We start from the raw sequence: 13,177 nt of genomic DNA, 5'->3' as shown, positions 1-13,177 counted from the left end.
CCTCGGCCAGTCGCCCAGGCATACCTACGCCGAGGTTAGTCAATGTCCACCGTCACCACGTCTGCCGCCCCCAAGGTCGGCTTTGTCAGCCTCGGTTGCCCGAAGGCTCTGGTCGATTCCGAGCGCATCCTCACTCAGTTGCGCATGGAAGGCTATGAGGTCGTGCCGACCTACGAAGACGCCGACGTGGTCGTGGTCAATACCTGCGGTTTCATCGACAGCGCCAAGGCCGAATCTCTGGACACCATCGGTGAAGCCATCGCCGAAAACGGCAAAGTGATCGTGACCGGCTGCATGGGCGTGGACGAAAGCGTCATTCGCAACGTACACCCAAGCGTGCTGGCCGTGACCGGTCCGCAGCAGTACGAGCAAGTGGTCAACGCCGTCCATGACGCCGCGCCGCCGAAACTCGATCACAACCCGCTGATCGATCTGGTACCGCCACAAGGCATCAAGCTGACCCCGCGCCACTATGCGTACCTGAAGATTTCCGAAGGCTGCAACCACAGCTGCAGCTTCTGCATCATCCCGTCGATGCGCGGCAAGCTGGTCAGCCGTCCGGTCGGTGACGTGCTGGACGAAGCCCAGCGCCTGGTCAAGGCCGGCGTCAAGGAGCTGCTGGTCATCTCCCAGGACACCAGCGCTTACGGCGTTGACGTCAAGTACCGCACCGGCTTCTGGAACGGCCAGCCGGTCAAGACCCGCATGACCGAACTCTGCGTGGCCCTCGGCTCGCTGGGCGTTTGGGTCCGCATGCACTACGTCTACCCTTACCCGCACGTCGACGAAATCATCCCGTTGATGGCCGAGGGCAAGATCCTGCCGTACCTGGACATCCCGTTCCAGCACGCAAGCCCCAAGATCCTCAAGCTGATGAAACGCCCGGCCTTCGAAGACAAGACCCTGGCGCGTATCAAGAAGTGGCGCGAACAGTGCCCGGACCTGATCATCCGCTCGACGTTCATTGTCGGCTTCCCGGGCGAAACCGAGGAAGACTTCCAGTACCTGCTGGACTGGCTGACCGAAGCGCAGCTTGATCGCGTGGGTTGCTTCCAGTACTCGCCAGTCGAAGGCGCGCCCGCCAACCTGCTGGACGCTCCGATCGTGCCGGACGATGTAAAGCAGGACCGTTGGGACCGCTTCATGGCGCACCAGCAGGCCATCAGCGCCGCACGCCTGCAGATGAAGATCGGCAAGGAAATCGAAGTGCTGATCGACGAAGTCGACGAGCAAGGCTTCGTGGGCCGCTCCTTCTTCGATGCTCCGGAAATCGACGGGAACGTCTTTGTCGAAAGCGATCGTGATCTCAAGCCTGGCGACAAGGTCATGTGCCGCGTGGTCGATGCCGACGAATACGACCTGTGGGCCGAACCGGTCTAAGCGCTGATCCGGTCAAGCTTCATCACAAACCCCGCCCCTCAAACGGCGGGGTTTGTTTTTTCTGGCTATCGTCTCCACATCAGGACAACGACACACAGGAGAAGAGGCAACATGACCCACCACTCGGTCATTTACCTGCCCAAGAAGCACGATTACCCCGAACTGACCCGCGTGTGGGAGGCCTCGGTTCGCGCCACCCATGACTTCCTGCCGGAAAACTACATCACGCTCCTCAGAAACCTACTGGAGACCCAGTACCTGGACTCGGTGAACCTGTTCTGCACCCGTGACTCGCACTTGAACATCACCGGTTTCGGCGGGACCACTCCCGGCAAACTGGAGATGCTGTTCATCGCACCGGATTATCGCGGGATGGGGCTGGGCAAGAAGCTGCTGGACTACGCGATCGAACACTACCGCGTGACCGAGCTCGACGTGAACGAGCAGAACCCGCAGGCGTTGGGGTTCTATGAGAAGCAGGGATTCGAGCAGGTGGGCCGCTCTGAGGTGGACGGTCTGGGACGGCCGTATCCGATGTTGCGGATGCGGTTGAAACGAAAACATTGAACGTAACGCATGCCCTGTAGGAGATTCTATGTTTGGGGGGGCAACCCCCAAACCTTCGTAACCTCCGACCTGTCCTTACATATTGCGGCGTTACCCCGATTCGCGGCTGGCGCAATGCCTGTGGGAGCGAGCTTGCTCTGGGCGGCATTCCGACGAATGGGGTGTGTCATTCGCCATTGATGTGACTGAAACACCGCCTTCGCTGCCCTCGTAACCTCGGACGTCTCCTACAGGTACTGCGTCGTTTCGATGATTTGTGGTCGACATCTAACCTGTGGAGCCGGCTTGCTGGCGAAAGCGCTGAGTCAGACACGTTGATGTCTGGCTGATCTACAGCATTCGCCAGCAAGCCGGCTACATTTTGTTCGTGCAGAGCGTCAGGCAGAAATCAGCGACTCGCTCAGCGCTTCAAGCTCTCCAGCAGTACCTTATTGAACTGCTGCGGATCCTGAATCTGCGGCGCGTGCCCCAACCCGGCGAACTCGATCAATGTCGCCTGCGGAATGCGCTTGGCGACCGCCTTGCCCAATTCGGGATAATTGCCCAGCGTTTTGCGCAGTGCCTCCGGCGCGGCGTCCTTGGCGATGGCGGTGTTGTCCTTCTGCCCGATGAACAACACCGTCGGCATCTTCAGCTTTTCGAAGTCGTAGAACACCGGCTGATTGAAGATCATCCCGTAGGTCTGCGCCGACGCCCGGGCCACCGCTTCCTTGCCCTTGCCGTTGAACATGCCGGCCTGCATGTCGACCCAATGATCGAACTCCGGTCGCCACTCGTTGGCGTAATACGTCGACTGTTGATACTTGCGGATGCTCTCGGCACTGGTCTTCAGTTCACGGGCGTACCAGTCGTCAAAGCTGCGATCGGGCACGCCTTTGGCTTTCCAGTCTTCAAGGCCGATCGGGTTGACCAACAGCAGTTGATCCACCTGATCCGGGTACATCAGGGCGAAACGCGTCGCCAGCATGCCACCCATAGAGTGACCGACGACAGTGACGTGGTCGATACCCAAGCGGGTCAGCAATGCCTTTGTATTCTGCGCCAACTGCTCAAATGTATAGGTGTAGTCAGCGGGTTTACTGGAACGACAGAAGCCAATCTGATCCGGCGCCACCACGCGATAGCCTGCCGCCGTCAGCGCCTTGATGCTGCCCTCCCAGGTCGCGCCGCAAAAGTTTTTGCCATGCAGCATCAGCACACTTTTGCCGTTCGGCGTGCCGGTGGGCTTGACGTCCATGTAACCCATCTGCACCTGCGCACCCTGGGACTCGAAGCTGAAATTCTGCGCCGGAAACGGGTATTGAAACCCTTCCAGCTGTGGGCCATAGGAAGGCGACTGCGCCGCCAGCAAAGGCAAGCTGACGCCCATCAGCAGCGCGGGTATCCATTTGGTCATGAAAAAGCTCCAGACAAAGTGGGAATCGAGAGCGAACTAACGCCGCTCCGGGAAAAATCCTTCAGATGGAGTCTCATTCAAGAAGCATTTTCAATGTTGCCGCGATTAACGGTGCTTGCACGGGTACAATAGGCGCCTTTCCCTTCTGTTACGGCTTTTCTCATGACTGACCCCATTCGCCTTTCCAAACGCCTTATCGAGCAGGTCGGCTGCTCGCGCCGCGAAGCCGAACTGTTCATCGAAGGCGGCTGGGTCACGGTAGACGGCGTTGTCGTCGACGAGCCGCAATTCAAGGTCGAGAACCAGACCGTCGTCCTCAGCCCGGATGCCAAGGCCGTCACCCCTGAAGCCGTGACAATTCTGTTCAACGCGCCCGCCGGCATGAGCCCTGACAAAGCCCTGTCGCTGATTACGCCCGAGTCGTTGTCGGCTGAGCACAGCTTCAGCAAGCGTCCGCTCAAGGGCCACTTCCTGCGCCTGGAAGCCATCTCCACGCTGCAGGCCAATGCCAGCGGCCTGATGGTGTTCAGCCAGGACTGGAAAATCCTGCGCAAGCTGACCGACGACCGCAGCAAGATCGAACAGGAATACGTGGTCGAGATCGACGGCGAAATGGTTGCTCACGGCCTCAACCGCCTGAACCACGGCCTGATGTACAAGGGTAAGGAACTGCCCAAGGTCAAAGCCAGCTGGCAGAACGAAACCCGTCTGCGCTTTGCCATGAAGAACCCGCAGCCCGGCGTCATCGCGCAACTGTGCGAGGCGGTCGGCGTGAAAGTCGTGTCGATCCGGCGGATCCGCGTCGGCGGTGTCTCGATCGGCAAGGTGCCGGAAGGCCAATGGCGCTACATGACCGACAAAGAAAAGTTCTAACCCGAATTTCCAGCGCTGCGCAGCACCCGCGCGCGCTCACACACGATTGATCAGGACTCACGCATCATGATGAACAACGATGTACTGCGTAGCATCCGCTACATGCTCGATATCAGCGACAGCAAGGTGGTGGATATCATCAAGCTGGGCGGCTTCGACGTGACCAAGGCCCAGATCATGGCCTACATGAAGAAAGACGAAGAAGAAGGTTTCGAGCCTTGCAGCGACGAAGTCATGGCCTACTTTCTCGACGGCCTGGTGTTCTTCAAGCGCGGCAAGGATGAATCACGGCCCCCGTTGCCTATCGAATTGCCGATGACCAACAACATCGTCCTGAAAAAGCTGCGCGTCGCTTTCGAGCTGAAGGAAGATGACATGCACGCCATCCTCAAGGCCGCCGAATTCCCTGTCTCCAAGCCTGAGCTGAGCGCCCTGTTTCGCAAGGCCGGGCACAACAACTACCGCCCATGCGGCGATCAGTTGCTGCGTAATTTCCTGCGCGGGCTGACGTTGCGCGTCCGCGGCTGACTGCTGTCGATGACTCGATGAACCCAAGCTACAGCGTCTCTCCCATCGGTTTCGTGCGCTCCTGTTTCAAGGAGAAGTTCGCCATTCCGCGCCAGCCACAACTGGCACCGGCCGCCCGTGGCGTGCTCGAACTGGTGGCGCCTTTCGATCAGGGTGAGGCCGTACAAGGACTGGAACAGGTCAGTCATGTCTGGCTGCTGTTTTTGTTCCATCAAGCACTGGAAGACAAACCCCGGCTGAAGGTGCGCCCTCCTCGTCTTGGGGGTAACCAGTCGGTGGGCGTGTTCGCCACCCGTGCCACGCATCGGCCCAACGGCATGGGTCAATCGGTGGTGAAGCTTGAAAAGGTCGAGGCCGGACGCTTGTGGCTGTCAGGCATTGATCTGCTGGACGGCACACCGGTGCTGGACATCAAGCCTTACGTGCCCTATGCCGACGTTGTTGCCGATGCCAGCAATCACATGGCTGCCGCCGCGCCAGCGCTGATTCCCGTGCAGTGGGCAGATGCAGCACTCGTTCAAGCCCGTGAACATGCCTTGCGCCTCGATGAGCCGCTGGTTGAGCTGATCGATCAGTGTCTGGCCCAGGATCCACGACCCGCGTATCAAGTGCCTGCGCCAGAGCGGGTGTACGGCGCGCAATTCTGGGATCTGGACGTCCGCTGGCATTATCCGCAAGCAGGTCTGATTCGGGTGCTGGAAGTCGTGCTCGCGTCCGATTGATCCCGCTGCACAACACCCGACGATCGCCCACAAAAAAACCGCCTGGTCCGTGACCTCCAGGCGGTTTTTTTGTCAGGCACTAAACCACTAGCGCCCGCACTGACCTCTTCGCGAGCGAGCTCGCTCCCACAACAGGGCTTCGCGTGAAGCCACGATGTCCAGCCACCTGCAAACCCTGTGGGACCGAGCTTGCTCGGGAAGGGGCTGCAGTAAACAAACGCTGAATATCTTCAGTCAGGAAAATCTTCTGCAGGCAGGAACACCTGCAGCGTCAGGATCACTTCTCGACGAACGCACGCTCGATCAGGTAATCGCCCGGCTCACGCATGCGTGGCGAAACGGTCAGACCGAAGCTGTTCAGCACTTCGCTGGTTTCGTCGAGCATGCTTGGGCTACCGCACAGCATGGCGCGGTCGTCCTGCGGGTTGATCGGTGGCAGACCGATGTCGCTGAACAGCTTGCCGCTGCGCATCAGGTCGGTCAGGCGGCCTTCGTTTTCGAACGGCTCGCGGGTAACGGTCGGGTAGTAGATCAGCTTGTCACGCAGCGCTTCGCCGAAGAATTCGTTCTGTGGCAGGTGCTCGGTGATGAACTCGCGGTAGGCGACCTCGTTCACGTAACGCACACCGTGGCACAGGATGACCTTCTCGAAACGCTCGTAGGTCTCCGGGTCCTGAATCACGCTCATGAACGGAGCAAGACCGGTGCCGGTGCTGAGCAGGTACAGGTGTTTACCTGGCTTGAGGTCATCCAGCACCAGCGTGCCCGTAGGCTTTTTGCTGATGATGATCTCATCGCCTTCCTTGAGGTGCTGCAGCTGCGACGTCAGCGGGCCGTCCGGCACCTTGATGCTGAAGAACTCCAGATGCTCTTCCCAGTTCGGGCTGGCGATGGAGTAGGCACGCATGAGCGGGCGCCCGTTGGGCTGCTGCAGACCGATCATGACGAACTGACCGTTCTCGAAGCGCAGACCTGGATCACGGGTGCACTTGAAACTGAAGAGGGTGTCGTTCCAGTGATGAACGCTGAGGACACGCTCGTGATTCATGTTGCTCATGGTACGTGGGAACTCCTGAAATGTGCCTGCGCCGGTCAAAGCGCCATTGCGCGATATTCTAGTGGGAGACACAATATCTGTTAACTGAATTATCAAGATATGGGTTATCGGTTATATAGATATGCGATTTACTCTCCGTCAGCTGCAAGTCTTCGTCGCCGTGGCCCAGCAGGAAAGCGTTTCCCGCGCTGCCGTGCAGCTTTCCCTGTCGCAATCTGCGGCCAGCACCTCCATCACCGAGCTCGAACGGCAATCCAGTTGCCAACTGTTCGATCGCGCCGGTAAACGCCTGAGCCTGAATGCCACCGGGCGGCAGTTGTTGCCCCAAGCCGTTGCGTTGCTCGATCAGGCCAAGGAAATCGAAGACCTGCTCAACGGCAAGTCCGGTTTCGGGTCGCTGGCGGTCGGCGCGACACTGACCATCGGCAATTACCTGGCAACGTTGTTGATCGGCAGCTTCATGCAACGTCATCCGGAAAGCCAGGTGAAGCTGCATGTGCAGAACACCGCCAATATCGTGCAGCAGGTCGCGCACTACGAAATCGACCTGGGATTGATAGAGGGCGATTGCAGCCACCCCGACATCGAGGTGCAAACCTGGGTGGAGGACGAGCTGGTGGTGTTCTGTGCGCCTCAACATCCGTTGGCCAGACGCGGGCACGCCACGCTGGCGGAATTGACGCAGGAAGCCTGGATTCTTCGGGAGCAGGGTTCCGGCACGCGCCTGACGTTCGATCAGGCGATGCGTCATCACCTCAACAGCCTGAATGTGCGCCTTGAGCTTGAGCACACCGAGGCGATCAAACGCGCGGTGGAATCCGGACTGGGGATTGGTTGCATTTCACGGCTAGCGTTGCGTGACGCCTTTCGCCGGGGCAGTCTGGTGGCGGTGGAAACACCGGAACTGGACCTTGTTCGCCAGTTCTACTTCATCTGGCACAAGCAGAAATACCAGACCTCAGCCATCCGCGAATTCCTGGACCTTTGCCGCGCCTTCACGGCAGGCGTGAGCCGCAGCGACGAGATCGTGCTGCCCAGCATCGCCTGATGCGACACCGGGCTCACGCGGGTCCGGTCAACCCAGCAAAATCAACGCCCAGACCACAGCGATCATGCTCAGCGCGACGAACTGCGCCGCGCTGCCCATGTCCTTGGCATTCTTGGACAGCGGGTGGCGGTCAAGGGAAATCCGGTCAATGGCCGCTTCAATGGCCGAGTTCAGCAACTCGACGATCAGCGCGAGCAAACACACGGCGATGAGAATCGCACGCTCTCCCCGGCTGACATGAAACAGAAACGACACGGGGATCAAGATGACGTTGAGCAACACCAGTTGGCGAAACGCAGCTTCGCCTTTGAACGCGGCGGTCAAACCGTCAAGTGAATACCCGGAAGCGTTGAGGATACGTTTAAGGCCGGTTTGACCTTTAAAAGGCGACGTCATAGGAAAACTACTGATAAAAGAAGACGGTGGAGGCTAGTTCAGCGGCGGTCAAAAAAGTGTGAAGAACGGCCGCTGGAGGCCGTGAATAGTGCCGAAACAGACACATCAGTTGGGCGAAATCGATTCCATTTGTTGCAAGAGCAAAGCTGCCTGAGTGCGCGTTCGCACGTTCAGCTTGCGAAAGATCGCGGTCACATGGGCCTTGATGGTGGCTTCGGACACACTCAATTCATAGGCAATCTGTTTGTTCAGCAAGCCTTCACAGACCATGGTCAATACGCGGAACTGCTGCGGGGTGAGGCTGGCGAGCCCCTCACTGGCGGCCTTGGCCTCCGGCGAGACGCTGACATTTTCGTTGACCTGCGGCGGCCACCAAACGTCGCCGTCGAGGACCGTGCGCACGGCCAGTTGAATGGTTTCCAGCGAACTGGACTTCGGAATGAAACCGCTGGCGCCGAACTCCTTTGACTTGACCACCACGGCCGCCTCTTCCTGCGCCGACACCATGACCACCGGCACCTGCGGGTATTGTCCGCGAAGCAGCACGAGCCCGGAGAATCCGTACGCGCCGGGCATGTTGAGGTCCAGCAACACCAGATCCCAATCGGACTTCTCGGTCAAACGCGCTTCCAGATCGGCGATGCTTTCCGCTTCGACCAGTCGAGCGTCAGGGCCCAAGCCCAAGGTCAAGGCCTGGTGCAAAGCGCTGCGGAACAGGGGATGGTCATCGGCGATCAGGATTTCGTAGGTCATTTCATGATCCTGTTTATAGGTGAGTGCCGACGGATTCAGCGCTCACGATGGCATCGGGAAAGGCCACCTTTTTTACGGCGCGTCAGAACGACGCAAACAACGCCAGCGCACGCAGGGAGTGGCGTTCAAGCACTCATGCGGCGCCAAGGATGCCCAGCGAACTCGGGGTGGTCAAGTTCGGCGCTTTGCGGCACAGTCTGCGCCCCCGATTCTTCCGAGCGCCATCATGCAAAAACACGCCCTGCGAGCGGACCTGCTCATGCTTTTGACCGCGATGATCTGGGGCACCGGTTTCGTCGCGCAAACCGCCGGCATGGATCACATTGGTCCTTATCTGTATTCCGGGCTGCGCTTCGCCTTGGGTTCGCTTTGCCTGCTGCCGCTGGTGCTGCGCCGCTCTGCAACAGGGCCCGGTCCCGAACCGTTGCTGACCCGCGGCCTGCTGCAAGGCGGGATTGTCATGGGCCTCGCACTGGCGCTGGGTATCAACCTGCAACAGGTCGGCCTGCTGTTCACCAGCGTCACCAACTCAGGCTTCATCACCGGCCTTTATGTGATTGTAGTTCCGCTGCTGGGCCTGTTCCTGGGCCATAAAACCGGCATGGGCACATGGCTGGGGTGCCTGTTGGCCGTCATCGGAATGTTCTTGCTGAGCGTAGGCGACAACTTCCATGTCGCCTCCGGAGACTGGCTGCAACTGATGGGCGCGTTCGTCTGGGGCGGCCATGTGATTCTGGTCGGGGTGTTCGCGAGCCGCCACGACCCGATTCGCCTGGCCTTTCTTCAGTTCGCGACGTGCTCGGTCGTCAGCCTGATACTGGCCCTGATCTTCGAACCCATTGCGATGGACGCCATAGTCGCAGCGGGGCCCGCGCTGGTGTACGGCGGCGTGGTCGCCGTGGGGATCGGTTACACCTTGCAGGTGGTCGCGCAGAAGCATGCCATCGCCTCACACGCCGCGATCATCCTCTCGCTTGAGGCGGTGTTTGCCGCCATTGCGGGTGCGTGGCTTCTGGGCGAAGCACTGCAAATACGCGGTTATGCGGGCTGCGCGCTGATGCTGGCGGGGATGCTGTTGGCGCAGTTGTGGCCAAGGAAAGCTGACATCGCCCACTGAATCATTCCTGAGGTCGGGTCGGCTTATCAAAGGTTGCGACGGGGCACTTTCAACTTGAATACGCCGGGCGACATCAGGTCGGGACGGTCGCCTGGATGAACGCTTTCAGATGGCTGTGCGGGGCGTCGTCCGGATCAATGGGCCGCTGAAACTTCGCCCCGAGGTAATGGGCGCTGAACACATCCAGGTAAGCATCCAGCACCCCGGCCGCCTGTTGATCGTCCGCCAGTTCCAGGCACAGGGCCGCCACTTCTGCGGTGCAGAAATGATCGTCGCGCTTCGAACGGCGCAAGCGGTAACGCGACATCTGCTCCGGCGCCAGACTCAGCACCGGCAGATGATCCAGATACGGGCTTTTGCGGAACATCTTGCGGGCTTCCGGCCACGTCGCGTCGAGCAATATGAAGAGCGGGCGCTTGCCCGGCGCAACGCTCACCTCTGTCACCACCCGCTCGGCAGCGACGAACTCTCCCGGAAACACGATATAGGGCTGCCACTGCGGATCATTCAGCAGCGCGGGCAGCTTTTCATCCACGTCGGTTCGCGACCAGGTGAACGCTTCGGTGTCCTTGATCACGTCGGCGATCAACCAACCGGTGTTGGTAGGTTTCAAAGGCTCGGTGTCGTACATCAACAGGCACACGGCCGACGTCGCGTTAACCGAAGGCTTCCAGGCACACAGGCAATAACTCTCAATGACCCGACAGCCAGGGCACCGTGGCGCCCGCGAGCCGCGTGCAATGAAAGGCTTGGTGCTGCGGGCCAATCGTTCAGCGCGTAAACGCGAGACAGCGTGGCTCATGAGGTCAGGCACCCGAAGCGCAGCGCTGGACGGCAGGAAGACAGTGACACGATGAATATCCGGCAGGAAAAAAGTCGGCGCAGTCTATCAGAGGCGCCCGGTTCACTGGTGTCCGTCGATGCGACTCACCTATACTGGCCGGCCTTGAAAGCCCTATGTCACGAGTGAACGCCCGTGGACGTTACCGGTCCAACGACGTTCACTGCCCCAGGAGAATCCAATGCTGCGCCTCATCGCCCCCGCTCTCACGCTTTTGCTCATCGCTCCGCTGTGCGCCAACGCGGCGTCCAAACAGGATTACGAACTGAACAAAGAGCTGGAACAAGTCGCGGCGAAAAGCAACGTCGGAAAGCCCAATGCGATCAGCGAAGACATTCTTGACCAAGGCTACACGGTCGAAGGAAAGATCCTCATCGACCACCTGAGCGTTCAGGCGGGTCAAGCCCAGCAAATGCGCGAGAACCCTGAACTGGTCGGGCGTCAGTTGGGCACGAGTGTGTGCCGCAACCCGGGTTACCGTCAGTTGATGGCCAAGGGCGCAATCCTGCGCTACGAGTTCACGGAATACAAAACCAATCGCCCGATCACCACTCAGCAGATCACTGCCGCTGATTGCGCCGCGAAACCACCTGCCAAGAAGAAATAACCCCTCTCTAGTGCGTCGCGCGCCGCTGCTGATCCTCGGCGCGCAACTCGGCCACCAGCGCCTGCAGATAATTAGAACGTCTACCGTTCTGTTTCAGGCGTTTCACGCACTCCTGCTCCAGCGTCGAATGATTGCACCGCGCCGCCTCGCTCAGTGAGCGGAACAGGTCCTGATCGACTTCCAGCCTGATGATTTCCATTTCATCCCTCCTTGGCTCGTCCACGCGCTGTACCTGCGCGGGCAAACCTCGATGACTTCCGGCCGCAGCAGGGGCACGCGATGCCACGCGGCGACGCTATCCAGGTTGCAAAGGCATTATCCTGCCCTGTCATTCAGTAAATCAGACGCAAAAGCGCTGACCGTGCTCTCCGACGAGCGGAAAAAACATTCAACGGCCCGCAGAAAGAGTCGTTGCCAGCATCGACGTTTCGGGCACATCATCAAGCCATTGGTTTACCCGGACAGTCCTGTTTCCGTCACGTTCTATAGGCAAAAGGGGGTTGCCTTTCACTGTCGTCACTCTCAACGTTTTTCTTTTCAACCCAAGGACATAGGCAGAATCAGTGTGGCGCCATACGACGCCATCCCGTACTTGACCCTCGCCAGAGGTGGGCTATCAGCAGCGACGCATGAGGTGTCGTGATCCTGTCGAGACAGGCAGGATCGATGATTCTGCAGAAGGAGAAAGCCTGAATGCCTTACGTACCCAATGATGTGTTGTCTCGTCACTTCCAGGGCAACGGCGTCGACCTCACCCGCAAGGTCGACGAACAGTTGAACCTGGTCGCGCCCAACAGCCCTAACCTCCCGCTGTACAGGGACATGATGCTGACTGTCCTGCGCATGGCTCAGGACGACCGCAATCGCTGGAACGCCAAGATCACCCTCCAGGCACTGCGCGAGCTGGACAATGCCTTCCGCGTACTCGAACAGTTCCGGGGTCGCCGTAAAGTGACGGTGTTCGGCTCCGCCCGCACGCCCGTCGAGCATCCGATGTACGCCCTGGCCCGGGAGCTGGGCATGAAACTCGCCGCGTCCGACCTGATGGTCATTACCGGAGCCGGCGGCGGCATCATGGCCGCGGCCCACGAAGGCGCGGGACTGGATTACAGCCTGGGGTTCAACATCACCCTGCCCTTCGAGCAACACGCGAACGCCACTGTGGATGGCACTGGCAACCTGCTGCCGTTCCACTTCTTCTTCACCCGCAAGCTGTTCTTCGTGAAAGAAGCGGACGCACTGGTGCTCTGCCCCGGTGGGTTCGGCACACTGGACGAAGCGCTGGAAGTCCTGACCTTGATTCAGACGGGCAAAAGCCCGCTGGTACCCATTGTGTTGCTGGATGCACCTGGCGGCACGTTCTGGGAAGGCGCACTGACGTTTATCAGAAACGAGCTCGAGGCCAACCGCTATATCCTGCCCACCGACATGAACCTGCTGAAACTGGTGTACAGCGCCGACGAAGCGGTCGAAGAGATCAACCAGTTCTACAGCAACTTCCATTCAAGCCGCTGGCTGAAAAATACCTTCGTCATTCGCATGCACCACGCACTGAGCGAGAAAGCCCTGGCCCATATTCAGGAGGCGTTTGCCGACCTGCGTTTGAGCGATCACTTTCATCAGCACGGGCATCAGGAAGAGCATGACGAAGAACAGTTCAGCCACCTCACGCGGCTGGCGTTCACCTTCAACGGGCGCAACCACGGGCGACTGCGCATGCTGGTGGATTTCATTAACCAGAGCGAGAACTGGGCAAAACCGGCGGATGCGAAACCGTCACGCGGACGAGAACCAATGCAGGCGACGTGACAAGCAGCCCGCTCGCAGGCTTTAGATGGGTGTTCCCACGCCTCGCGTGGGACATACCTCACATCGCGCCTCTATCGAGGCAA

Annotated in this window: 15 protein-coding genes; 9 read left to right on the top strand and 6 right to left on the bottom strand. The window is 59.4% G+C overall.

The genetic code is table 11. The features are described 5' to 3' along the window. Nucleotides 1-42 precede the first annotated feature (42 nt). Both rimO and ABDX87_RS20165 read left to right on the top strand, forming a co-directional pair. Nucleotides 43-1,380: a 30S ribosomal protein S12 methylthiotransferase RimO gene (gene rimO / locus ABDX87_RS20170; protein WP_346829469.1), complete on the top strand. Its 1,338-nt coding sequence runs from the start codon at nucleotides 43-45 to the stop codon at nucleotides 1,378-1,380. A gap of 111 nt (nucleotides 1,381-1,491) precedes the next feature. After that, nucleotides 1,492-1,947, top strand: a complete 456-nt coding sequence (locus tag ABDX87_RS20165; RefSeq protein WP_346829468.1) for a GNAT family N-acetyltransferase — start codon at nucleotides 1,492-1,494, stop codon at nucleotides 1,945-1,947. A 400-nt stretch (nucleotides 1,948-2,347) separates the two neighbouring features. Here ABDX87_RS20165 and ABDX87_RS20160 read toward each other — a convergent pair whose 3' ends face one another. Further along, nucleotides 2,348-3,343 carry an alpha/beta fold hydrolase gene (locus tag ABDX87_RS20160; protein ID WP_346829467.1) on the bottom strand — a complete coding sequence of 332 codons (996 nt, stop codon included), beginning with the start codon at nucleotides 3,341-3,343 and terminating at the stop codon, nucleotides 2,348-2,350. 162 nt (nucleotides 3,344-3,505) lie between these two features. Between ABDX87_RS20160 and ABDX87_RS20155 the strand changes: the two genes are divergently transcribed. The 3 genes from ABDX87_RS20155 (at nucleotide 3,506) to tsaA (ending at nucleotide 5,466) form a co-directional block, all read left to right on the top strand. Then, complete coding sequence (locus ABDX87_RS20155; protein WP_346829466.1) at nucleotides 3,506-4,216, top strand: rRNA pseudouridine synthase; 711 nt, start codon at nucleotides 3,506-3,508, stop codon at nucleotides 4,214-4,216. Between the two features lie 66 nt (nucleotides 4,217-4,282). Further along, a complete protein-coding gene (locus ABDX87_RS20150; RefSeq protein ID WP_346829465.1) occupies nucleotides 4,283-4,744 on the top strand; it encodes a DUF1456 family protein in 462 nt (153 codons plus the stop codon). A 17-nt stretch (nucleotides 4,745-4,761) separates the two neighbouring features. Continuing rightward, nucleotides 4,762-5,466 carry a tRNA (N6-threonylcarbamoyladenosine(37)-N6)-methyltransferase TrmO gene (gene tsaA, locus ABDX87_RS20145; protein WP_346829464.1) on the top strand — a complete coding sequence of 235 codons (705 nt, stop codon included), beginning with the start codon at nucleotides 4,762-4,764 and terminating at the stop codon, nucleotides 5,464-5,466. 277 nt (nucleotides 5,467-5,743) lie between these two features. Here tsaA and fpr read toward each other — a convergent pair whose 3' ends face one another. After that, a complete protein-coding gene (gene fpr, locus ABDX87_RS20140) occupies nucleotides 5,744-6,523 on the bottom strand; it encodes a ferredoxin-NADP reductase (RefSeq protein WP_002554680.1) in 780 nt (259 codons plus the stop codon). A 121-nt stretch (nucleotides 6,524-6,644) separates the two neighbouring features. Here fpr and ABDX87_RS20135 point away from each other — a divergent pair, with 121 nt between their 5' ends. Then, nucleotides 6,645-7,571, top strand: coding sequence for a LysR family transcriptional regulator (locus tag ABDX87_RS20135; RefSeq protein ID WP_346829463.1), 927 nt, complete (start codon nucleotides 6,645-6,647; stop codon nucleotides 7,569-7,571). A 27-nt stretch (nucleotides 7,572-7,598) separates the two neighbouring features. On the opposite strand, the gene ABDX87_RS20130 is transcribed toward ABDX87_RS20135, so the two are convergent. Further along, nucleotides 7,599-7,967 carry a diacylglycerol kinase gene (locus tag ABDX87_RS20130; RefSeq protein ID WP_062382795.1) on the bottom strand — a complete coding sequence of 123 codons (369 nt, stop codon included), beginning with the start codon at nucleotides 7,965-7,967 and terminating at the stop codon, nucleotides 7,599-7,601. 105 nt (nucleotides 7,968-8,072) lie between these two features. Continuing rightward, nucleotides 8,073-8,720 (bottom strand): response regulator transcription factor ErdR, encoded by a 648-nt coding sequence (gene erdR, locus ABDX87_RS20125; protein ID WP_346829462.1) that lies wholly within the window; start codon nucleotides 8,718-8,720, stop codon nucleotides 8,073-8,075. A 226-nt stretch (nucleotides 8,721-8,946) separates the two neighbouring features. On the opposite strand from erdR, the gene ABDX87_RS20120 reads away from it, so the two are divergent. Then, nucleotides 8,947-9,837, top strand: coding sequence for a DMT family transporter (locus ABDX87_RS20120; protein ID WP_346829461.1), 891 nt, complete (start codon nucleotides 8,947-8,949; stop codon nucleotides 9,835-9,837). 73 nt (nucleotides 9,838-9,910) lie between these two features. Here the strand turns inward: ABDX87_RS20120 and ABDX87_RS20115 are convergent, their stop codons facing one another. Further along, on the bottom strand, nucleotides 9,911-10,639 hold the full coding sequence (locus ABDX87_RS20115; RefSeq protein WP_346829460.1) for a tRNA-uridine aminocarboxypropyltransferase: 729 nt from the start codon (nucleotides 10,637-10,639) through the stop codon (nucleotides 9,911-9,913). A 220-nt stretch (nucleotides 10,640-10,859) separates the two neighbouring features. Here ABDX87_RS20115 and ABDX87_RS20110 point away from each other — a divergent pair, with 220 nt between their 5' ends. Beyond that, entirely contained in the window at nucleotides 10,860-11,285 is a 426-nt protein-coding gene (locus ABDX87_RS20110; RefSeq protein WP_346829459.1) for a quorum-sensing-regulated virulence factor family protein, read from the top strand. 7 nt (nucleotides 11,286-11,292) lie between these two features. Here ABDX87_RS20110 and ABDX87_RS20105 read toward each other — a convergent pair whose 3' ends face one another. Next, nucleotides 11,293-11,484, bottom strand: a complete 192-nt coding sequence (locus ABDX87_RS20105; protein WP_346829458.1) for a hypothetical protein — start codon at nucleotides 11,482-11,484, stop codon at nucleotides 11,293-11,295. A gap of 494 nt (nucleotides 11,485-11,978) precedes the next feature. Here ABDX87_RS20105 and ABDX87_RS20100 point away from each other — a divergent pair, with 494 nt between their 5' ends. After that, a complete protein-coding gene (locus tag ABDX87_RS20100; RefSeq protein ID WP_346829457.1) occupies nucleotides 11,979-13,094 on the top strand; it encodes an LOG family protein in 1,116 nt (371 codons plus the stop codon). The last annotated feature ends 83 nt before the right edge of the window (nucleotides 13,095-13,177 follow it).

This window comes from Pseudomonas abietaniphila (genome assembly GCF_039697315.1).
GTDB classification, from domain to species: domain Bacteria; phylum Pseudomonadota; class Gammaproteobacteria; order Pseudomonadales; family Pseudomonadaceae; genus Aquipseudomonas; species Aquipseudomonas abietaniphila_B.
Note: the sequence above shows the minus strand (reverse complement) of the source record. Positions and strands in the feature narration are given on the sequence as shown.